Origin of the sequence: Thalassotalea sp. LPB0316 (genome assembly GCF_014898095.1) — a bacterium.
GTDB lineage: Bacteria > Pseudomonadota > Gammaproteobacteria > Enterobacterales > Alteromonadaceae > Thalassotalea_G.
In genome coordinates, this window is sequence record NZ_CP062946.1 from 1,934,671 (window position 1) to 1,956,191 (window position 21,521).

The 21,521-nt window shown below is 41.1% G+C and carries 16 protein-coding genes; 15 read left to right on the forward strand and 1 reads right to left on the reverse strand.

The window, feature by feature from the left end:
- Nucleotides 1-37 precede the first annotated feature (37 nt).
- The 10 genes from rfbB (at nucleotide 38) to galE (ending at nucleotide 14,008) form a co-directional block, all read left to right on the forward strand.
- Entirely contained in the window at nucleotides 38-1,069 is a 1,032-nt protein-coding gene (gene rfbB, locus LP316_RS08575) for a dTDP-glucose 4,6-dehydratase (protein WP_193020595.1), read from the forward strand.
- A gap of 360 nt (nucleotides 1,070-1,429) precedes the next feature.
- Nucleotides 1,430-2,839, forward strand: a complete 1,410-nt coding sequence (locus LP316_RS08580; protein WP_193020596.1) for a mannose-1-phosphate guanylyltransferase/mannose-6-phosphate isomerase — start codon at nucleotides 1,430-1,432, stop codon at nucleotides 2,837-2,839.
- Nucleotides 2,840-2,842: 3 nt separating this feature from the next.
- Nucleotides 2,843-4,261: a phosphomannomutase gene (locus tag LP316_RS08585; protein WP_193020597.1), complete on the forward strand. Its 1,419-nt coding sequence runs from the start codon at nucleotides 2,843-2,845 to the stop codon at nucleotides 4,259-4,261.
- A gap of 1,768 nt (nucleotides 4,262-6,029) precedes the next feature.
- A complete protein-coding gene (gene cysD / locus LP316_RS08590) occupies nucleotides 6,030-6,929 on the forward strand; it encodes a sulfate adenylyltransferase subunit CysD (RefSeq protein WP_193020598.1) in 900 nt (299 codons plus the stop codon).
- Nucleotides 6,930-7,037: 108 nt separating this feature from the next.
- Nucleotides 7,038-7,439: a four helix bundle protein gene (locus LP316_RS08595; RefSeq protein WP_193020599.1), complete on the forward strand. Its 402-nt coding sequence runs from the start codon at nucleotides 7,038-7,040 to the stop codon at nucleotides 7,437-7,439.
- A gap of 1 nt (nucleotide 7,440) precedes the next feature.
- Complete coding sequence (gene cysN, locus LP316_RS08600) at nucleotides 7,441-8,856, forward strand: sulfate adenylyltransferase subunit CysN (RefSeq protein ID WP_193020600.1); 1,416 nt, start codon at nucleotides 7,441-7,443, stop codon at nucleotides 8,854-8,856.
- Between the two features lie 127 nt (nucleotides 8,857-8,983).
- Complete coding sequence (locus tag LP316_RS08605; protein WP_226960701.1) at nucleotides 8,984-10,726, forward strand: SLC13 family permease; 1,743 nt, start codon at nucleotides 8,984-8,986, stop codon at nucleotides 10,724-10,726.
- A gap of 119 nt (nucleotides 10,727-10,845) precedes the next feature.
- Complete coding sequence (gene cysC / locus LP316_RS08610) at nucleotides 10,846-11,454, forward strand: adenylyl-sulfate kinase (protein WP_193020601.1); 609 nt, start codon at nucleotides 10,846-10,848, stop codon at nucleotides 11,452-11,454.
- Complete coding sequence (locus LP316_RS08615) at nucleotides 11,454-12,410, forward strand: DHH family phosphoesterase (protein WP_193020602.1); 957 nt, start codon at nucleotides 11,454-11,456, stop codon at nucleotides 12,408-12,410. Before cysC ends, LP316_RS08615 begins: the two co-directional genes overlap by 1 nt.
- A gap of 587 nt (nucleotides 12,411-12,997) precedes the next feature.
- Nucleotides 12,998-14,008, forward strand: coding sequence for a UDP-glucose 4-epimerase GalE (galE, locus tag LP316_RS08620; protein ID WP_193020603.1), 1,011 nt, complete (start codon nucleotides 12,998-13,000; stop codon nucleotides 14,006-14,008).
- A 609-nt stretch (nucleotides 14,009-14,617) separates the two neighbouring features.
- Here galE and LP316_RS08625 read toward each other — a convergent pair.
- Nucleotides 14,618-15,658, reverse strand: coding sequence for an IS110 family transposase (locus LP316_RS08625; RefSeq protein ID WP_193020570.1), 1,041 nt, complete (start codon nucleotides 15,656-15,658; stop codon nucleotides 14,618-14,620).
- 653 nt (nucleotides 15,659-16,311) lie between these two features.
- On the opposite strand from LP316_RS08625, the gene LP316_RS08630 reads away from it, so the two are divergent.
- The 5 genes from LP316_RS08630 to LP316_RS08650 all read left to right on the forward strand — a co-directional run bounded on the left by LP316_RS08630 (nucleotide 16,312) and on the right by LP316_RS08650 (nucleotide 21,354).
- Complete coding sequence (locus LP316_RS08630) at nucleotides 16,312-16,827, forward strand: sigma-70 family RNA polymerase sigma factor (protein WP_193020604.1); 516 nt, start codon at nucleotides 16,312-16,314, stop codon at nucleotides 16,825-16,827.
- Nucleotides 16,820-17,533, forward strand: coding sequence for a DUF3379 family protein (locus tag LP316_RS08635; protein ID WP_193020605.1), 714 nt, complete (start codon nucleotides 16,820-16,822; stop codon nucleotides 17,531-17,533). The genes LP316_RS08630 and LP316_RS08635 overlap by 8 nt, the downstream gene beginning before the upstream one ends.
- 95 nt (nucleotides 17,534-17,628) lie before the next feature.
- Entirely contained in the window at nucleotides 17,629-19,092 is a 1,464-nt protein-coding gene (gene putP, locus LP316_RS08640; RefSeq protein ID WP_193020606.1) for a sodium/proline symporter PutP, read from the forward strand.
- A 103-nt stretch (nucleotides 19,093-19,195) separates the two neighbouring features.
- Nucleotides 19,196-20,422 carry an EAL and HDOD domain-containing protein gene (locus tag LP316_RS08645; RefSeq protein ID WP_193020607.1) on the forward strand — a complete coding sequence of 409 codons (1,227 nt, stop codon included), beginning with the start codon at nucleotides 19,196-19,198 and terminating at the stop codon, nucleotides 20,420-20,422.
- A gap of 38 nt (nucleotides 20,423-20,460) precedes the next feature.
- Entirely contained in the window at nucleotides 20,461-21,354 is an 894-nt protein-coding gene (locus LP316_RS08650) for a DMT family transporter (RefSeq protein WP_193020608.1), read from the forward strand.
- Nucleotides 21,355-21,521 lie beyond the last annotated feature (167 nt).

Sequence of the window (21,521 nt, forward strand, 5' to 3'; positions counted from 1 at the left end):
TTGCAAACTTTACTCAATTTGTGTCTATTGAGGTTACATGAAAAAAGTTATCTTAGTGACAGGTGGAGCTGGTTTTATTGGTTCAAACGTAGTCCGATTTTTGATAAATGAAACCTCAAACATAGTTATTAACCTCGATAAACTTACCTATGCAGCTGATTTATCTTGGCTAGCAGAAGTAGAACAAAATGATCGATATCATTTTGTTCATGGTGATATTTGTGATCGTGAGCTTGTTAACCGTATATTTGTAAAATACCAACCTAATTATGTAATGCACCTTGCTGCTGAAAGCCACGTTGATCGATCTATTTCTAGCAGTGATGAGTTTATTAAAACCAATATTATCGGTACGCATAACCTACTTGAATGCAGTTTGGCTTATTTTTTAGCGCTTTCAACACAACAAAAATACGACTTTAGATTTCATCACGTATCTACTGATGAGGTTTTCGGTGATTTGGACGTTAATAGTAGCGCAAATGAAATGTTTCCTTATCGTCCTAGTTCACCGTATTCTGCTTCAAAAGCTTCAGCAGATCATTTGGTCAGGTCTTGGTATAGAACTTATGGTTTACCGATAATAGTCACCAATTGTTCAAATAACTTTGGGCCGAATCAATTGCCAGATAAGTTGGTTCCTAAAGTAATTACTCGTGCGCTAGAAGGTAGGGAAATTCCAATATATGGTAATGGATTACAAATTCGTGATTGGTTATATGTTGAAGATCATGTTCGAGCACTTTATTTGGTGATGTCCAAGGGAAAAGTAGGGCAAACTTATAACATTGGTGGTGATTGTGAAAAGCAAAATATTGAAGTGGTTAAGTTTATTTGTCATTACCTCGATGAGGTAATAACCTCAAAGCCTGAAAAACTTAAAAGCTTTTATGAGTTGGTGTCATTCGTTGATGATCGACCAGGTCATGACATAAGGTACGCAATTGATACGAGTAAAATTAAAAAAGAGCTTGGCTGGACCCCTGTAGAGTCATTTGAAACAGGCATGATAAAAACAATTGATGGGTATTTGGATTCCGGTCTAAGCCACCGCCGTAATGACGCCTGATTTATTAATCGCTTGAACGCATCACTTTTCGTCATCCTTAGGAGTAGAGCGAGCCTGGGTTCTCACTGGGATACAGTCATAGTCGATAAGAGACTCCGGCCTAAAACACCGCCGGAGTGACGTCTAGTTGATTCATCGCCGGAATGATGTCTCATATATTAATTGCCAGAATGATGCCTGATTTATTAATCGCTGAAATGACGTGCTATTTTTAATACCCCCATGAAGGTTTTGCTATTAGCTAGCAGTTGTACTTAATAATATTTAGCTACATAATGTCAGGCATTTAGTTTTATTGGTTCGTGAAAGTAATCAGACGCTCACTTAGCAATAAAATCTTCCTAATTTAAAGGTTTATGTATGTTAATTCCTGTGATCATGGCTGGTGGCTCAGGCACTCGTCTTTGGCCGCTTTCTCGTTCTTTATATCCTAAACAATTTTTAGCGCTAAACAGTAAACAAACCATGCTTCAAGAAACGCTAGCACGTTTAGCTGGGCTCGATACCTGTGAGCCTATTACGATATGTAATGAAGAGCATCGTTTTATTGTTGCCGAGCAGTTACGTGAACTTGATAATATTGGCTCTATTATTCTTGAGCCTGCTGGCAGAAATACTGCGCCTGCTATCGCGCTGGCGGCTGAGGTGGCATCACTGAACGCTGGCGGTGATCCGTTGATACTTGTACTTGCCGCTGATCATGTTATTCAAGATGAAGCTGCATTTGTTGAAGCTATTAACCGCGCAACGCCCCTTGCCGAGCAAGGTAAGTTGGTAACCTTCGGTATTGTGCCACAATCTGCCCACACTGGTTATGGCTATATCAAAAGAGGCGTTGAAAGAGGGGATGGTTTTGATGTGGCGAGTTTTGTTGAAAAGCCAGATGGAGAAACTGCTGCAACGTATATTGAAAGTGGTGAATATTATTGGAACAGTGGCATGTTTTTATTTAAAGCATCTCGCTATTTAGAAGAGCTTACGAAGCATCGTCCTGATATAGCGAGTGTTTGTAGTAGTGCGCTAGAAAATAGTTCACGCGATCTCAATTTTATCCGATTAAATGAAGAGGTATTTTTAACCTGTCCTGAAGACTCTATTGATTATGCGGTGATGGAAAAAACAACTGATGCGGTAGTTGTGCCGTTAGATGCTGGTTGGAATGATATTGGTTCTTGGTCGGCACTTTGGGAAATAGATCAAAAGGACGAGCAAGGTAATGCATTGCGCGGTGATGTAATAGCCTTAGATAGTAAAGGTTGTTTACTCCATGGCGGTGAACGCTTGATTGCAACGATTGGCCTTGAAGATATCGTTGTTGTTGATACTAAAGATGCTGTGCTTGTTGCTCATAAAGATAAAGTACAGGATGTTAAAAAAGTCGTAGGGCAACTTAAATCTCAAGGGCGCAGTGAACTGCAACTGCATCGTGAGGTTTATCGTCCGTGGGGTAAATATGACTCCATCGATAGTGGTGAGCGTTATCAAGTAAAACGCATTACAGTGAAACCTGGCGCAAAACTTAGTGTTCAAATGCATCATCACAGAGCTGAACACTGGATAGTGGTTTCAGGTACCGCGAAAGTAACCAATGGCGATAAGACGTTCTTAGTAACAGAAAATGAATCGACCTACATTCCTGTGGGTATTGTTCACGCACTTGAAAATCCAGGTAAGGTGCCACTTGAGTTAATTGAAGTGCAATCGGGCTCTTATTTAGGTGAAGACGATATTGTGCGTTTTGAAGATCGTTACGGTAGAGCAGGAGAATAAGCAATGCTCGTCAGCAATAAGGTAATTAACGCTAGTGGTGTCGCTTTTGGTACGAGTGGTGCTCGAGGGTTAGTGACTCAGTTTACTAACGATGTTTGTGCTGCTTTTACTCATGCTTTTATCGATGTCATGTTAACGCGCTTTTCTTTTGAGCGCGTAGCACTTGGTATTGATAATCGCCCAAGTAGCCTCGCCATGGCGAAGGCTTGTGCTACAGCGTTACAACAAAAAGGCATTGAACCCGTTTATTGTGGTGTACTACCTACGCCAGGGCTTGCCTATATGGCAATGCAACAAGCTATTCCATGTATCATGGTAACCGGCAGCCATATTCCTTTTGATCGCAATGGCTTAAAATTTTATCGCCCTGATGGTGAAATTAGTAAAGGCGATGAACAAGCGATATTAAATGCTCAAATAACTTTCGATAGCATCGAAGAGCTTGTTGAGTTAACAACGGATAGCTGTGCAGCGAACATGTATGTTCAGCGTTATACGTCAATGTTTGAAAATAATCTCTTGCAAGGTAAACGCATTGGTATTTATGAGCATTCAAGCGCTGGCCGAGAGCTTTATGCCGATCTTTTTTCTGCGTTAGGTGCAGAGGTTGTCTCGCTCGAGCGAAGCGATGAGTTTGTGCCGATTGATACCGAAGCTGTTGCAGAGGAAGATTTTGTAAAAGCAAGAAAGTGGGCTGGCGAATATAAACTCGATGCAATATTTTCAACAGACGGCGATGGTGACAGGCCGTTAATTTCAGACGAACATGGCGAATGGCTGCGTGGTGATGTTCTCGGCTTGTTATGCGCACAAGCACTAGGTATTGAAGCACTTGCTATACCGGTTAATTGTAATACTGTGATTGAAGCAAGTGGTAAGTTTACTCATGTTACGCGCACTCGAATTGGCTCACCATACGTTATTGCTGAATTTGATAAATTAACTGCCAAATACATTGCTGTTGCTGGCTTTGAGGCTAATGGCGGCTTTTTACTGGGTAGTGATGTTACTGTTAACGGCAAGGTGTTAAAGGCATTACCTACACGTGATGCGGTATTGCCCGCTATTATGTTACTTGCTTTAGCTGGTGATAAGTCAATATCAGCGGTAGTTGAAACCTTGCCTAAGCGCTTTACCAGTAGTGATCGTATTAAAAACTTTGCTACTGAGAAGAGTAAAAAAATCTTGGCAAGCGGTACTAATGAACCAGAAGTATTGCTTGCAAAATTAGGGTTTAACACTGAGCTACAAAGTGTTGATGTAACAGATGGACTACGAATGACTTTTATGGATGGGCGTATCATTCATTTGCGACCGTCGGGTAATGCGCCTGAGTTGCGTTGTTACGCTGAAGCTGATGAACTTTTGACAGCTCAACGATTGGTGAAACAATCGTTGGATAATGTTCAAAAGCTTGGTTAAGGCTTATACGCTTTAAGGCGTGTAAGCTCGATTGCTCGAAGGGTTTAGGAAAGAGCTGTTAGCTGGCATACTCATCTATACTTTCATTCCCGAGTAGTCAGGAATCTCTCTATAACCCTGTCATTCCCGAGCAGTCGGGAATCTGAAGTCTAAACACTGCTGTACATTTATGAGATTACCGCATTCGCGGCAATGACGTTAAGTGTTGGAGATTACCGCATTCGCGGCAACGACGTTACGGGTTCGAGATTACCGTCTCGATAATTGCTCCTGCATTATTCTACTTACCTATATCCATGTAGGAATACGCGGTAATGACGAGCAGCCTAATACGGGAATCTCTCTATAACCCGGTCATTCCCGAGCAGTCGGGAATCTCAAGTCTAAACACTGGTGTGTATTCATGAGATTACCGCCTACGCGGTAATGAGGTTAAGTACTGGAGATTAGCGCTTTCGCGGCAACGACGTTAAGTGTTGGAGATTACCGCTTTCGCGGTAATGACGAGTAGCCTAATACGGGAATCTCTCTATAACCCAGTCATTCCCGAGCAGTCGGGAATCTCAAGTTTAAACACTGCTGTACATTCATGAGATTACCGCCTACGCGGCAATGACGTTAAGTGCTGGAGATTACCGCTTTCGCGGCAATGACGAGTAGCCTAATACGGGAATCTCTCTATAACCCCGTCATTCCCGAGCAGTCGGGAATCTCAAGTCTAAACACTGCTGTGTATTCATGAGATTACCGCATTCGCGGCAATGACGTTAAGTGTTGGAGATTACCGCTTTCGCAGTAATGATGAGTAGCCTAATACGGAAATCTTTCTATAACTCGGTCATTCCCGAACAGTCGGGAATCTCAAGTTTAAACACTGCTGTATATTTATGAGATTACCGCCTACGCGGCAATGACGTTAAGTGCTGGAGATTAGCGCTTTCGCGGCAACGACGAGTATCCTAATACGGGAATCTCTTTATAACCCCGTCATTCCCGAGCAGTCGGGAATCTCAAGTTTAAACACTGCTGTATATTCATGAGATTACCGCTTTCGCGGCAATGACGTTAAGTGTTGGAGATTACCGCTTTCACGGCAACGACGTTAAGGGTTGGAGATTACCGCTTTCACGGCAACGACGTTAAGGGTTGGAGATTACCGTCTCGATAATTGCTCCTGCATTATTCTACTTACCTATATCCATGTAGGAATACGCGGTAATGACGAGCAGCCTAATACGGGAATCTCTCTATAACCCGGTCATTCCCGAGCAGTCGGGAATCTCAAGCCTAAACACTGCTGTACATTCATGAGATTACCGCTTTCGCGGCAATGACGTTAAATGTTGATGATTACCGCCTTTGCGGCAATGATGCTAAGTATTGGATATCTAAAAGTGGGGGGGGATAAAACAGAGGTGACCTTCCTTGCTCACTAACACTCCCTGTTTTAACCACAGCTCCCTGCCATAGTACGTTTTCCGTAACGTATCCCTAAGTTCACTTCCTGCGAACTGCTGTTGTCAGCAACCATAAAACTAGTAGACGTTTTTTAATTGTGCAAATTATTTTTTGTTTTTAATTTATTGACCGAAACAATTTTAGACAAAGTGGCGTTATAACGTAGAGATTTCTTGGTTGTGATTTGGAGTTAATGAAACAAGGTTTTCTTATTTTAAAATGTTATAACTAGGTTTTTTCTTATATGGAATTATCTTAATGGATGTGGCAAAATCGAGCTTAATTGTTAAACCTATGATGAAAATTAAGCATGAATCTTACGCATTTAAAACAGCTTGAAGCTGAGTCTATTCATATTTTTCGCGAGGTAGCTGCTGAGTTTGATAATCCGGTCATGCTTTACTCTGTTGGTAAAGATTCTGCCGTGTTATTGCACTTGGCGCGCAAAGCCTTTTATCCTGGTAAAATCCCGTTCCCACTACTGCATGTTGATACGACATGGAAATTCAAGGAAATGATTGAATTTCGCGATCGTATGGCGAAAGAGTACGGTTTTGATTTACTCGTTCATATTAACCAAGAAGGTGTTGATATGGGCGTAGGACCATTTACTCATGGCAGTGCTAAGCACACTGATATCATGAAAACCCAAGCGTTGAAGCAAGCGTTAAACAAATACGGTTTTGATGCTGCATTTGGTGGTGCTCGCCGTGATGAAGAGAAATCTCGTGCCAAAGAACGTGTGTACTCATTCCGTGATAAAAACCATCGTTGGGATCCTAAGAGCCAACGTCCTGAGTTATGGAACATATACAACGGTAAAGTGAATAAAGGTGAAAGCATTCGTGTGTTTCCACTGTCGAACTGGACAGAATTAGATATTTGGCAATATATTTACATGGAAAATATCGAAATCGTGCCATTATACCTTTCTGAAAAGCGCCCCGTAGTTGAGCGTGATGGCACGTTAATTATGGTTGATGACGAGCGTATGCCGCTAGAAGAAGGCGAAGAAGTGATGATGAAAGATGTTCGCTTCCGCACACTTGGCTGTTACCCGCTAACCGGTGCTGTTGAGTCAACAGCAAAAACACTCCCTGAAATTATTCAAGAAATGCTATTAACCAAAACATCTGAGCGCCAAGGTCGTGTGATTGACCACGATTCAGCCGGCTCTATGGAGAAGAAGAAGATGGAAGGTTATTTCTAAAGCGGAGCTTTAAAAACAACCTAGCCTTAAGGTTCGAATGCTTTAAGGCTCTAAGGCACTGAGTTTGATGCTACACTGAAGATCTTAAGTTATTTATCAGGGATTGATATGAATTTTGAAAAATTAAACGTATGGAAAGAATCTGTCACGTTATCTTCTCAAGTGTATATTTACTTTGCTCAGTGCCGAGACTTTGGTTTTAAGGACCAGATAACGCGCTCTAGCCTTTCTGTACCAAGTAATATCTCGGAAGGAATGGTTAGAGAAAGTGATAAAGAAAAGTGCCATTACATAAATATAGCCTTAGGGTCATGTGCTGAGTTACGCACACAAATTTATGTTGGTTTAAATATAAATTACATTGATGATACTCAAGCACAAATTTGGGTTAAGCATACAAAATATATTGCAGCGATGTTAATCGGTTTGCGCAAGTCCATAAGGGGAAATATGAATACCTTAAAGCATTCAAGCCATAAAGCCTTACAGCGCAGCATCAAACGGAGTTAATATGTCTCACCAATCAGAATTAATCGATACAGATATTATTGGTTACCTAAAACAACATGAAGAGAAAGAGCTCGTTCGCTTTTTAACTTGTGGTAGTGTAGATGATGGCAAAAGTACCTTAATTGGTCGATTATTGCATGACTCTAAAATGATTTTCGAAGATCAGCTAGCGGCTATTGAAAAAGACAGCGTTAAATCAGGCACTACAGGTGAAACCGTCGATTTAGCTTTACTTGTTGATGGTTTACAGTCTGAGCGAGAGCAAGGTATTACTATTGACGTTGCTTATCGTTATTTCTCAACAGAAAAGCGCAAATTTATTATTGCCGATACCCCAGGCCATGAGCAATACACGCGTAATATGGCAACAGGTGCATCGACTTGTGATTTAGCGATTATTCTCGTTGATGCTCGTCATGGTATTCAAACACAAACGCGTCGCCACTCGTTTATCTGTTCATTATTGGGCATAAAGCACGTGCTGGTTGCGGTTAATAAAATGGACTTAGTTGATTACAGTCAAGACGTATACCAGACGATCAAAAAAGAATACCGTGAATTTGCTGATTCTTTAAATTTTACCGATGTACGCTTTGTGCCTATTTCGGCATTAAAAGGTGACAATGTTGTAGAAGAAAGCAGCAACATGAGTTGGTATCCTGGTTCTACCTTAATGAAGCTTCTCAATGCGATTAATGTTGATGCTGAAGAAGAGTTTGCCGAATTTCGTCTGCCTGTGCAGTATGTAAATCGTCCTAATCTTAATTTCCGAGGTTTTGCCGGTACTGTTGCTTCTGGTCATGTTCGTGTTGGTGATACCATTGTTGCTCTTCCTTCCGGTAAAGAAAGTAAGGTGAAATCGATAGTTACCTTTGACGGCGAGGCAGAAACAGCTGATAAAGGCATGGCGATTACTTTAACCTTAGAAGATGAAATTGACATTAGTCGCGGTGAAATGATCGTGCGCAAAGATATGTTGCCGCATTCATCTAAAAATATATCCGCAACCGTCGTTTGGATGCATGAAGATGCATTAGAGCTCGGCCGTGAATACTATATTAAGCAAGGTTCAAAACTTACAACTGGCTTTGTGAGCAAGTTTAATCACAAGATTAATGTTAATACCCTTGAGACTTCAGATACTCAAGAATTAGGGCTTAATGAGATCGGCCAAGCATCTTTTGCGATGGCTGAAGAGTTACACTTTGACGCTTATCAGCAAAATCGCTTCACTGGCAGCTTTATCGTTATCGATCGCTTAACTAATATTACCGTTGGTGCAGGTATGATAGATACTATTGGTGAAGGTGCGAGTGAACAGCAAATATCTCAGTTCGAGTTAGAATTTAACGCGCTTGTTCGTAAGCACTTCCCGCACTGGGGAGCCAGAGATATTGGCAAATTGTTAGGTCAGTAGCATCTAACTGGTGTAAAACGCCTGCAATAGCAGGCGTTTTTAATATTGATAGTAGATCTGAAAAGAGTATGTATTTACGTTCAATAGTTTTACTATCAATGTTAAAAGATATGGAAAATAAAAATAAATGATGTCAAGCATTGCTAGTCAAAGCCATGTATTAATGCTGCTTATTTTTATTGGCACTTTTATCGGCTTAGTGAAGTATCAAAAAGCCCCTGAGAAGGTTTTTGCTAGCTCATGCTTAATCATGCTACTTTTTTCTTTAACAAACACGGAAAAGTTGTTTCAAAATGCCGTAAACCCTGGTTTAGTAACGCTGATCCTGCTTATTATATGTTCGTTTGCGCTTGAGCGAACAACCTTACTTGCTAAGCTATCTAGTCAATTATTTAACGGCTCTAAGATTAAGTCATCCGTTAAAACGTTAACATTAACGGCTTTGTCTTCTGCACTATTGAATAATACGGCTGTTGTCGCCGCATTATTAAATTCGATCAAAAACAACAAGGTGATAAACCCAGGTAAAATTTTATTACCGGTATCTTATGCCGCCATACTAGGTGGCACACTAACTTTGGTGGGTACATCAACCAACCTTATTGTTAATTCATTAGTTATTGAGCAGGGACTACCTTCTTTAAACTTTTTTGATTTCACTTTAGTTGGGCTGTTTGTCTTATCAACGTGCTTTGTCGTTATCGCATTAACCATGATGCGTTTACCTGATATGGCTAAAGTAGAAGTATCTACCAATGAATATTTTGTTGAAGCGAAAGTGTTGGAAGACTCCAAGCTTATCGGCAGAAGCGTAGAAGATAACGGTTTGCGAAACCTAGACTCGCTGTTTTTGGTTGAAGTTATTCGAAGGGGGCGATTAATTTCGCCGGTTGCTCCAGATGAAGTATTAGAGCAAGGCGATAAATTGATCTTCACCGGTGATGTTTCGAAAGTTTTAACCCTGAAACAATTTGATGGTTTGTCTACGTTCGCTGAAATTGATGGATTATTACAAAACAACCTAACTGAGGTGATGATAAAGCCTGGTGCTACTGTTATTGGTAAAACGCTGAAATCAGCTGGTTTTCGGGCAAGATTTGATGCCGCTGTCGTTGCGATAAGAAGAGACGGTGAAAGGTTGTCGGGCAAGTTAGGTGAGGTGGTTATTAAAGAAGGCGACTTCTTTGTTTTAGCAGTAGGTAATGACTTTAGTTCTCGAACAAACTTGACTAAGAATTTCTATATTTTATCCGGCCACGAGGCTGATAATATGTTAGTTGGTAAGAAAAGTTGGTTAACTTTCATTGGTTTTGTTGGGGCAATTGCGATTTCTGTATTGACTGAAATTTCGTTATTAACCTGCCTCATTTTTTATTTGGCTGCGCTGATCTTTTCTAAGTCACTGGCATTAAACGAGATAAAAAGACGCTTTCCGATTGAAATATGGATCATCGTTTTGAGTGCGTTAACGCTAGCAGACGGGCTCAATAACTCGGGGTTATCAGACATTATTGCCAGTAATGTTGAAGCATTATTAAATGGCCATGATGTTTATTTCGCTTTTATTGCGATATTTATCATTACCTTAATTACCACAGAGTTAGTGACTAACAATGCCGCTGCTGCTTTAGTTTTTCCTATCGCCTATAACATCGCGATTGGTTTAGGCGTTAATCCTATGCCGTTTATTATGGCAGTAGCTTTTGGTGCCAGTGGTAGCTTTATTAGCCCATATGGCTATCAAACCAATGTTATGGTGTATAACGCAGGCAACTACAAATTAACTGATTTTGTTAAGTTTGGGTTACCTGTATCAATTGTTTATAGTGCGTCGGTGTTGTTTATGATACCGCGTGTATTCCCATTTTAAAGATGGGTTCAGAGTAAACATTATTGGAGGGGTCAGAGTCAATTGACTCTGACCCCATTAAAATTTAGCGGGGGGGCAGAGTTAAATGACTCTGACTCCAAAGTTTTTTGGAACGTAGAATGAAAACTGAAAATACGGTTTGGCATACGCAAGTTGTTTCGAAAGAGCAACGCAGTGCACAAAAGCAGCAAAAGCCTTGTTTGCTTTGGTACACGGGGTTAAGTGGTTCAGGTAAGTCAACTATTGCTAATGCGGTTGATGCTTTGTTGTTTGAAAAGGGGTGTCACTCTTATCTGCTTGATGGTGATAATGTTCGCCATGGCTTAAATGGCGATCTCGATTTCAGTGATGAAGCACGTGTTGAAAATATTCGCCGTATTTCTGAGGTTGCCAAGCTTTTTACTGATGCTGGACTTATTGTTTCAACCGCATTTATTTCGCCATTCGCTAGCGATCGTCAAATGGCAAAAGATAAACTTGCCGAAGGCGAGTTTATTGAAGTGTTTATCGATACACCGATTGAGGTTTGCGAATCGCGTGATCCTAAGGGGTTATACAAAAAAGCGCGAGCGGGTGAAATAAAGCATTTTACCGGCATAGACTCAGCTTACGATGTTCCTCAATCACCGAACCTCCATGTGAAAACGGCTGAACAAAGTATTGCAGCGTGCGCAGAGCAAATTGTTGGATATTTAGTTGAACACGGCTTTATTAAGGAAAGTAAATAATGCATTTTGATGTGTTTAACGGTGATGCTGACGGCATTTTAGCCCTTGTTCAATTGAGATTAGCTCAACCAATGCATAGTGAATTGATCACCGGCGTGAAACGCGATATCTCTTTAGTTAAACGAGTCGATATTGATACAGCAACGAGTGTTACCGTGTTAGATGTGTCGATGGAGAAGAATATCGAAGGATTAAACGCACTATTGGCCAAAGGTATTTCAGTTGACTATATCGATCATCACCGCCCTGGTGATATTCCTCAAGCTGAAAACTTAAGTGTGACCATAGATATCGACCCAAATACCTGTACTAGCTTACTGGTTAATGAAAGACTTAACGAACAGTATGTCTACTGGGCTATTGCCGCGGCTTACGGTGATAACATGACCGCTTCAGCTGATACCTTGGTAGCAAAGCATGGCTTGTCTTCTAAGCAAGCTGAGCAGTTGAAGTCTTTTGGTATTTATATTAATTACAACGGCTATGGCCGTGATGTTGAAGATTTACACTTTGCCCCAGATCAATTGTTCAAGTTGTTAGTTCAATTTGACAATCCATTTGATTTAATTAATCAGCCGGATTCGGTATATCATCAATTAGCGAAGGCATATCAAGAAGATATGGCTAAAGCGAAGGCATCTCCGGTGTTATTTGATTCTGATATTTTGTCGGTTGTCGAGCTTATTGATGAGCCTTGGTCACGTCGAGTTAGTGGTGTTTATGGTAATGAATTGGCAAACCAAGCACCGCATAAAGCGCATGCCGTATTCACGTTAAATGCTGATGACACTTACACGGTAAGCTTGAGGGCGCCATTAAATAACAAACAAGGTGCCGGCGATATTTGTGCTCAGTTTGAAACAGGTGGTGGGCGAGCTGCAGCGGCTGGAATTAATAATTTACCAAAAGATCAGTTAGGTAAATTTATTGACGTTGTTGCTGAGTATTACCGCTAAAAAGTTGTAAGGTGTTAAGGCGGAAAGGCTAGAAGGTTGGAAGGTTGGAAGGCGTTAATGTATTCGTTAATAACCTAGTCAAAAATATCACGCCGTCATACCGGTGAATCTCTACATGGATGCAGGTAATTAGAACAATGCAGGAGCAATTGTCGAGGCCGGTATCTCCTGAACAAGTTCTGCAACTACCAAATTCTCAATAAAAACATTTGGGAAAGTCGGTAAAACGCACAGCGATTAAAGTACTCGCAAGGCCAGATAAAACGATAATGATTAAAAAAATGAGATCAGGGTAGGGAACTACTGCTGATCTCCAATCATTAGTTCAAGGACTATGGAAAAAGAGAAAAGCAGAGATAATCATCCATGATTTGTACTACTCCCTGTACGCTTCTTCCCTAAGTAGCATCATGCTACTGTGACTACATTAGCTTAAGCTCCCTGCCTAAAATGTTGGTCACGCGAGTAATAATAGAATACAATTTTGAAAATGCTAAATATAAGATATAACTATTGCTTATAACTTATTCTCTATAGTTGTAAAGTGTTCTGCTTTACAGTCAAACGTGAAATAAAAAGGACTCTTCATGAGCTTATTAATTACTGGTGGAACGGGCTATATTGGCAGCCATACTGTCGTGGAACTTCTGAATTTGGGCGAAGAAGTTGTGATTGTTGATAATCTTTCAAATTCATCAACCAAAGTACTTGATCGTATTAAAACCATCACCGGTAAAATGCCTACTTTTATCAAAGCTGATATTTGTGATGAGCAGGCGATGAATGACGTTTTCGAGCAACACGATATTAGTGCCGTTGTTCACTTCGCTGGCTTAAAGGCGGTAGGTGAGTCTAATGAAATACCACTGAGTTATTATCACAATAACGTATCAGGCTCGGTCACCTTATTTCAAGTGATGGCTAATCACGGCGTCAAGAACCTTGTCTTTAGCTCTTCAGCTACGGTTTACGGCGATAAAAATACATCGCCGCTTGACGAATCAATGCCGACATCGGCAACTAATCCCTATGGCCAAACTAAGTTAATGATTGAGCACATTTTGTTTGATTTAGCTAAAAGTGATAGTGAATGGTCAATAGCTTGTTTGCGTTACTTTAACCCAATTGGCGCGCATCACTCAGGTTTAATTGGTGAAAACCCTAATGGTATTCCAAATAACTTATTACCTTATGTTGCTCAAGTTGCTGTCGGCCGATTAAAGCAACTACAAGTGTTTGGTGATGATTATGATACACCAGATGGTACAGGTGTGCGCGATTACATCCACGTGGTTGATTTAGCGCTTGGCCATGTAAAGGCGTTACAAAAAATTGACGCGATAAAAGGTTGCCAGCCGATCAACTTAGGTACGGGAAATGGCACCTCAGTATTAGAGATTGTGAACACGTTTAAATCGATTAGTGGTCAAGACATTCCATTTGCAATTGCACCGCGCCGTGCCGGTGATATCGCAACAGTTTATGCGAATGCTGACATTGCCAATAACTTGCTAGATTGGCAAGCCGAGCGTGACTTAACGGCGATGATAGAAGACACATGGCGTTGGCAGTCTCAAAACCCTAATGGGTTTGAGTAGGCTTATTTAATATTTTTCGTCATTCCCGCCGAGGCGGTAATCTGTTGTTGTGAGATACCCGACGACTCGGGCATGACGACTTACTTTTCTCTTTCGGTTTTTTCGTCATTCAACCGCTCAAGAATATCCGTCACTCCCGCGGAGGCGGTAATCTGTTGTTGTGAGATACCCGACAGCTCGGGTATGGCGACTTACTTTCTCTTTCGTTTTTTTCGTAATTCAACCGCTCAAGAACATCCGTCATTCCCGCGGAGGCGGGAATCTATTGTTGTGAGATACCCGACAGCTCGGGTATGACGACTTACTTTTCTCTTTCGGTTTTTTCGTCATTCAACCGCTCAAGAACATCTGTCATTCCCGTATATGGACTCCCGGATAATTACAACCTATTTTTTGCAATGTTAAGTAGGAAAGGTGCGTCCGTATATTCGGGCTCTATTTGAGTAGCGAACTCTGGCCCCTGATGTATTCGCACCTCCATGCCTCATCGAGGTGACGGTATTTTATACCGAGGGAATGAGCAGGCTCTTGGAGGTCGGTCTTACCTATTTTTTAATCGCATTAAATAAAGATGTAATTTCCTATAACTTAATTGATGGGTTGTCTAATTTAGTGGTGTAGCTCAGCTGGTTTTTGATATTGACTATCATGGCTTAACATCGCCCAAGCGGTTCGAACCGTTTTGTTGGCTAATGCTACCGCCGCTTTTTTAAGACTACCTTTTGCTATCAACTGTTTAATCCATATTTCTTTGTTGTTTTTAGGTTGCCGTTTATCCACGACTTTCACATAAGCCAAAGCACCTTGGATTAACGTTGAGCGTAGCCGTTTGTTACCACACTTTTTACCTATGGTACCGAGTACAATATTTCCTCCGGTACTATATTGCTTCGGTGTAAGGCCTATACAAGCCGAGGCTTCTCGCCCATTTTTAAAACTACTACCTTGATTTCCAAGGGCAATATAAAGGCCAAGCGCATTAACCGGCCCGACACCTTCTAGTGCCATTAGAGACTGGCATTGCGCTTGCTGTTTAATCAGTAAGCCTAGTTGTTTTTCAATGTGTTGCTCTTGCGCTTCGATAACTAAATACAGTTGATACATATTGCTTATTTGCTCTCGAAAAGCAAAAGGCAGCTCGTTTTCTCCATCCTCGAGTATTTCAGGAATGCGCTTTTTAAATGCCGAAATACCTTTGGGGATGGTGATGCCAAATTCAGATATTAACGCCCTAAGCATATTACTCATTGCTGTTAACTGGTCACTCAGATGTTGACGCATTCTTTCTATCGACTGTAAACCTTGTTGCTCAACGGTTTTGATGGCTACAGACTTTACTCTCGGTTGTTTTGAAGCTACGCCTATTGCCAAGGCGTCGTTCTTATCGGTTTTATGGCCCTGGCGAAAGGGGGTAACGGATTTGGTCGGGATGATTTTTGCCTTGTGACCGTGTTGCTCTGCAAATCTAGCCCAGTAATGTGAAGAGCCACAGGCTTCCATGACAACGGTCGCTGGTTTCTGCTTAATTAACCAATTAGTTAATGATGCCCTAGTAAAACTTCTATCTGTGAGCACTTTGTTTTTATCTGTTATAACACAGGCATGAAAAGAAGACTTTGCTAAATCGATGGCAATAACGTTATTATTCATTTGTATGGACTCCAAGGTAAAAGTTTAGGCACTTATTACGTTACTCCCCCAGAGGGAGGGAGTCCATACATCGCGGAGGCGGGAATCTATTGTTGTGAGATACCCGACAGCTCGGGTATGACGACTTACTTTTCTCTTTCGGTTTTTTCGTCATTCAACCGCTCAAGAACATCTGTCATTCCCGCGGAGGCGGGAATCTATTGTTGTGAGATACCCGACTGCTCGGGTATGACGACTTTCTTTTCTCTTTAGGCTTTTTCGTCATTCAACCGCTCAAGAACATCCGTCATTCCCGCGGAGGCGGGAATCTATTGTTGACAGGCATCAGTTATGGGCACAAAGGGGATCTTTTCCGACTTCGGCGAAATAGCGGGTTAAAGAGGTTTGGGGTCAGAGTTCGCTAACTCTGACCCCGATTAGTACGATTGCTCGGGCATGACGACTTACTTTTCTCTTTCGGTTTTTTCGTGATTCAACTGCTCAATAACATCCGTCATTCCCGCGAAGGCGGGAATCTATTGTTGTGAGATACCCGACAGCTCGGCTATGAATCGTACTGGGTAATCCTTTGCTTTTTCCTTCCTTTGATAAAAATTTGTCATAAAATGAAAATTATCAGAAATTTTTTCTAATGCGCTCAGGTCTATTTCAGCATGACGACAAAACAACACAGATACGAAGCTTTAGTACAGGCTTGGAGTGGTGATTTATATCGCTATGCCTACTGGCTTTGCAAAGACAAACACGTTGCTGAAGATGTCGTGCAAGAAACGTTTTTGCGCGCATGGCGTTCGCTCGACTCGTTAAAAGACGAAAAGGCGGCCAAATCTTGGTTGATTACGATTTTACGTCGAGAGAATGCGAGGCGCTTTGAGCGCAAGCAATTTGATATGGGTGAATATGAAGAATCAGCCATTGATGATACCCGTGCAACATCGAATGAGCAGCAAATAGAAAATCACTGGCTACGAGAAAAAATAGCCTCATTACCCGAAGAGTATCGCGAACCTTTAGTATTGCAAGTACTCGGTGGATTTAGTGGTGATGAAATCGCAAGTATTTTGTCATTAAATAAAAATACGGTAATGACTCGGCTTTTTAGAGCCCGTAATCAGTTAAAAGAATTAGTAGATGAAGAGCCAAAATCAAGAGGTTTTTACAATGGATGATTTGCAATTTAGACGTAATGTATATGCAGATCCGTCTAACCTAGATGAAGAAACACGCCAGGCGATCAAAGAAGATGCTTCACGAGAGCAGTTTGTTAATGAATTAACTGATCTTGATCGCGATATTAAGCAGGCGTTAGCGATTGATGTACCCAGTGACTTAACGCAAAAGCTCATTTTAAAGCAGACTTTTGTCAGTCACAGGCAGCAACAAAAGAAAAAGCGCGTGCATCTTGCCTTAGCAGCATCTGTGGCGTTTGCGCTTGGTCTTAGCCTGAATGTCTTACAGTTTTCTTCGGCGTATAATTCATTGTCGGATCATGCGCTTGCTCACATTCATCACGAAGATGGTGAATTCGCCAATACTATGCCCGCTAATGTCACGCTAGCGTCGTTAAATAACAAAATGGCGACCTTTAACGGCAGCTTTTCAGACCATATTGGTGAATTAATTTCAGCGGAGTATTGCCGGTTTGACGGTATGAAAAGCCTACATTTAGTCTTTAAAGGTGAAACTAGTCCAGTAACTGTGTTTGTTATTCCGCAAAATGACAAACTTACCATTGAATCACAATTTGCTGATGAAAAGTTCAGAGGCCGCGCCGTTGCTTATCAACGTTCAAATATTGTCATTATTGGTGATGAAAATGAAGAATTAACAAAGTGGCAAGAAAGTGTTGAAACGAGTGTGCGTTGGTCAACTTAGCTGAAAATTACCGCAAACCATCTAATAACACTAGAGAGTACAAGCTAAGTTCATTATGATAAATTAACACAAATTATTATAATTAACTTAGCGGTATGACATTCGAACTTCCTACAATTATTACCTTTATCGGTTACCTTTTCGTTACCCTCGGTATTGGCTTCTTTGCCTATAAAGCGACCGATACTTTAAGTGATTACATTCTTGGTGGCCGTCAATTAGGGCCTGCTGTTACCGCTTTGAGTGTCGGTGCGTCAGACATGAGCGGCTGGTTGTTACTTGGCTTACCCGGTGCAGTCTATTTATCTGGGGTCAGTGAGGTATGGATTGGTGTTGGCCTAGTTGTTGGTGCCTTTTTTAACTGGTTGTTAGTTGCGCCAAAATTAAGAAGCTTTACTGAAAAAGCAAGTGACTCCTTAACTATTCCTGAGTTTTTAGAGCGTCGCTTTAACGATACATCACACACACTGCGATTTGTTTCAGCGCTGACCATTTTAGTGTTTTTCACCTTTTATGTTTCGTCTGGCTTAGTTGGCGGAGCTATTTTATTTGAAGAGGTTTTCGGGCTTGATTACTTAAATGCCTTGTTTATTGGTGCGCTAGTCATTGTGTCTTACACCTTTTTAGGCGGCTTTTTAGCCGTGAGTTGGACGGACTTTTTCCAAGGTTGTTTGATGTTACTTGCGCTGATCATTCTTCCGATTGTTGCGATCAACGATTTAGGTGGTCTCGATAACACCACTGCGATTTTAAATGAAATTAACCCCGATTATGCTTCACTGACCAAAGGTTTTACTTGGTTAGGCTTTATTTCGTTATTGGCATGGGGATTGGGGTATTTTGGTCAACCGCACATACTTTCGCGTTTTATGGCTATTCGCTCAACTAAAGATATTCCTAAATCTCGTAATATAGCGATGAGTTGGATGATTATCTCACTTATTGGTGCATTAGGTGTCGGCCTTGTTGGTTCGGCTTATTTTGCTCAAGCGCCGTTAGCTAATCCTGAAACCGTATTTATATTCCTCACACAGGCGGTATTGAACCCTTGGGTAGCAGGTGTGCTAATCGCTGCTATTTTATCTGCGATCATGAGTACAATCGACTCACAATTATTGGTTTGCTCCAGTGTTATTGTGGAAGATTTTTACAAAAATATCGTTAAAAAACCGGCGAGTGATAATCAACTTGTTTGGTTAACGCGCTTTTCTTTATTAGCGATTGCACTAATCGCAACATGGGTGGCAACTAACCCTGACAGTTCGGTACTTGATCTTGTCAGTTATGCGTGGGCTGGTTTTGGGGCTGCGTTTGGCCCAGCCATTTTATTTAGCTTATACTGGCCGAAGTATACAAAACAGGGCGCATTAGCAACAATTGTTAACGGCGCGTTAATCGTTATTATTTGGAAACAGTTATCAGGCGGCATTTTCGATTTATATGAAATAGTTCCTGCATTTATCATGGCAAGTATTGCTGGTTATGTAGTAAGCTTGTTAACACAAGGTGATAATCCAGCGGAAGCGGTTTATCATCAATTAAACGAAAAACAAGAATAAATAGTGTATTTGCAGCAGCTCTAATTAGGCTGTTGCAACTTAAACTTTAATGTAGTACTTGTTCAATGTAGATAAGTTTTAAGGTCAATAGGTTTAACAATTCATGTATTTTTACGCTGCCAGGCAACCCATTTTAAATAAAGAGAAAGAGCTTTATGCCTATGAGTTGCTATTTCGTGAAGGCTTAGACAATGTGTTTCCTGAGCACATCGACGGTGATGAAGCCACCACTAAAATGATTGAAGCGAGTCGTTTTAACGCTGGCGTTGTTGAGTTTACCCATGGTAAACCTGCTTTTATCAACTTCACTTTAGATACCATTTTAAAAGGTTATGCGACTATGCTCGCTACCGATGAAGTGGTGATAGAAATTTTAGAAACGGTTAAACCTGGTAAACGCTTGTTGGCTGAATGTCAAAAATTAAAAGAGCTCGGTTATACCTTAGTACTCGATGACTATAAGCACCAAAAAGTTTGGGCGCATTTCTACCCTTATGTCGACATTATCAAAGTTGATATGCTCGAAACTAGCGTTGAAGAAATTCACGAGATTAAAAATGCCATCCAATCATTCCCTCAAATTACCTTATTAGCTGAAAAAGTTGAAACACCAGAGCAATATCAACAGTGCGTTGACCTTGGCTTTGAGTTGTTCCAGGGCTACTTCTTTTCAAAACCTGAAGTGGTTAAAGCAAGAAATTTATCGCCATCTCAATTGGCTATGGCAGAGTTATTGTACGAAATGTCTAAGCCAGAGTTAGATCTCGTTGCCATTACATCGGTATTTGAACGCGACGTGACCTTATCGTATAAATTATTGCGTTACGTTAACTCGCCATTGTTTAGACGCAGAACAGAAATTTCAACAATTAAGCAGGCTCTGGTTATTTTGGGTATTGCAGAGCTGAAGAAGTTTCTGGGCTTGTTATTCGCATCAAATATGAACCCAGACAAACCATCTGAGTTAGTCAAATTATCAATGGCGCGAGCTAAGTTCTGTGAGAATATTGGTGCGATAATGCCTGATAAAGTGGATACGTCTACTACCTTTTTAATTGGCTTGTTGTCATTGATTGATGCCATCCTTGACGAAGAGATAGGGGTTGTACTCGATAAATTACCACTTGCACAAGAAATCAAAGCGCCATTGATTACGGGCAAAGGTGTTATGGCTGCATTGATTTTATTATCTGAAAAAATCGAAAAAGCGGAATTTGACGCGGTGCAAACGATTATCGATAAATTAGGGCTTAACAAAGAAGATGTGGTTAAAGCGTATCACGATGCTGTAGTTTGGGCAGATGAACAAACACAAATGGCAAATGGATAAGCTAACACGCTTCAATAAGTTGAAATAACAAGCCTTGTATGGAAAAAAATCAACAATCAGCCATCAAGTTTGGTTTGGCGGCTGTGCTACTTTGGTCAACGGTTGCTACCGCGTTTAAGCTGGCATTAGCCCATTTAAGTCCAACCCAGTTACTATTTTATGCTTCGCTGACAACATGGCTGTTATTGTCTTTAATCTTGCTTAAACAAAACAAGTTAAACCAAATACTGCCAAGTTTTAAGTCTGCCCCATGGCGCTTTACTCAACTAGGTCTAATCAATCCAGCGCTGTACTATATGGTGTTGTTTGAAGCTTATGATTTATTACCCGCCCAACAAGCACAAACCCTTAATTATACGTGGGCAATTACCCTGAGTTTATTGGCGGTACCGTTGCTTGGTCAACGTTTAACTAAGTTTGATGGGTTAGCACTCGTGTTAGCTTATTTTGGCGCGGCCGTAATCTCAACGCAAGGCAACTTTACCGAATTGAATTTTACCAGTGGTTTAGGTGTTTGTTTGGCCCTTGCCTCAACCGTACTGTGGTCGTTTTATTGGATTATTAATACTAAAAACAATGCTGATCCCATTGTTAGCTTGTTTTTGTGTTTTAGTATTGGCTTACCGGTTATTGCGGTGATCATGACAGTACAAAACCAATGGCAAATGCCTTCGACGTATGGTTTATTGAGTGCGATATACGTTGGTTTGTTTGAGATGGGCATCACGTTTGTATTGTGGTTATTTGCCCTGAAAAAGGCGACAAATACCTCACAAATAAGTATGTTGATATTCATCTCGCCATTTCTTTCTTTGTGTTTTATTTATCTATTTCTCGGTGAAGCGATTCACCCAGCAACTATTGTCGGCTTGTGCTTCATTGTTATTGGTTTGGTTAGCCAACAAGTGATGAATAAGAAACTACAACGCTAGCAAAAGGTTAACAGGACTTGAATGCTAAAAGGTTGAAAGGCTAGAAGGCTCGAAAGTTTGACGCTCGAAGTTAGCTAGCATTACAGCTTTCGAGCCATACCGCGTACAGCCTGCCTGCTCTCCCGCTTTCCAACCCTACAGCATTAAGACCTTAAAACCTTTAAACC

Bases quoted from the DNA above. Each gene is read 5' to 3' on its own strand.
- rfbB (WP_193020595.1), top strand. From the start codon at position 38: ATGAAAAAAGTTATCTTAGTGACAGGTGGAGCTGGTTTTATTGGTTCA.
- LP316_RS08580 (WP_193020596.1), top strand. From the start codon at position 1,430: ATGTTAATTCCTGTGATCATGGCTGGTGGCTCAGGCACTCGTCTTTGG.
- LP316_RS08585 (WP_193020597.1), top strand. From the start codon at position 2,843: ATGCTCGTCAGCAATAAGGTAATTAACGCTAGTGGTGTCGCTTTTGGT.
- cysD (WP_193020598.1), top strand. From the start codon at position 6,030: ATGAATCTTACGCATTTAAAACAGCTTGAAGCTGAGTCTATTCATATT.
- LP316_RS08595 (WP_193020599.1), top strand. From the start codon at position 7,038: ATGAATTTTGAAAAATTAAACGTATGGAAAGAATCTGTCACGTTATCT.
- cysN (WP_193020600.1), top strand. From the start codon at position 7,441: ATGTCTCACCAATCAGAATTAATCGATACAGATATTATTGGTTACCTA.
- LP316_RS08605 (WP_226960701.1), top strand. From the start codon at position 8,984: ATGATGTCAAGCATTGCTAGTCAAAGCCATGTATTAATGCTGCTTATT.
- cysC (WP_193020601.1), top strand. From the start codon at position 10,846: ATGAAAACTGAAAATACGGTTTGGCATACGCAAGTTGTTTCGAAAGAG.
- LP316_RS08615 (WP_193020602.1), top strand. From the start codon at position 11,454: ATGCATTTTGATGTGTTTAACGGTGATGCTGACGGCATTTTAGCCCTT.
- galE (WP_193020603.1), top strand. From the start codon at position 12,998: ATGAGCTTATTAATTACTGGTGGAACGGGCTATATTGGCAGCCATACT.
- LP316_RS08625 (WP_193020570.1), bottom strand. From the start codon at position 15,658: ATGAATAATAACGTTATTGCCATCGATTTAGCAAAGTCTTCTTTTCAT.
- LP316_RS08630 (WP_193020604.1), top strand. From the start codon at position 16,312: ATGACGACAAAACAACACAGATACGAAGCTTTAGTACAGGCTTGGAGT.
- LP316_RS08635 (WP_193020605.1), top strand. From the start codon at position 16,820: ATGGATGATTTGCAATTTAGACGTAATGTATATGCAGATCCGTCTAAC.
- putP (WP_193020606.1), top strand. From the start codon at position 17,629: ATGACATTCGAACTTCCTACAATTATTACCTTTATCGGTTACCTTTTC.
- LP316_RS08645 (WP_193020607.1), top strand. From the start codon at position 19,196: ATGTATTTTTACGCTGCCAGGCAACCCATTTTAAATAAAGAGAAAGAG.
- LP316_RS08650 (WP_193020608.1), top strand. From the start codon at position 20,461: ATGGAAAAAAATCAACAATCAGCCATCAAGTTTGGTTTGGCGGCTGTG.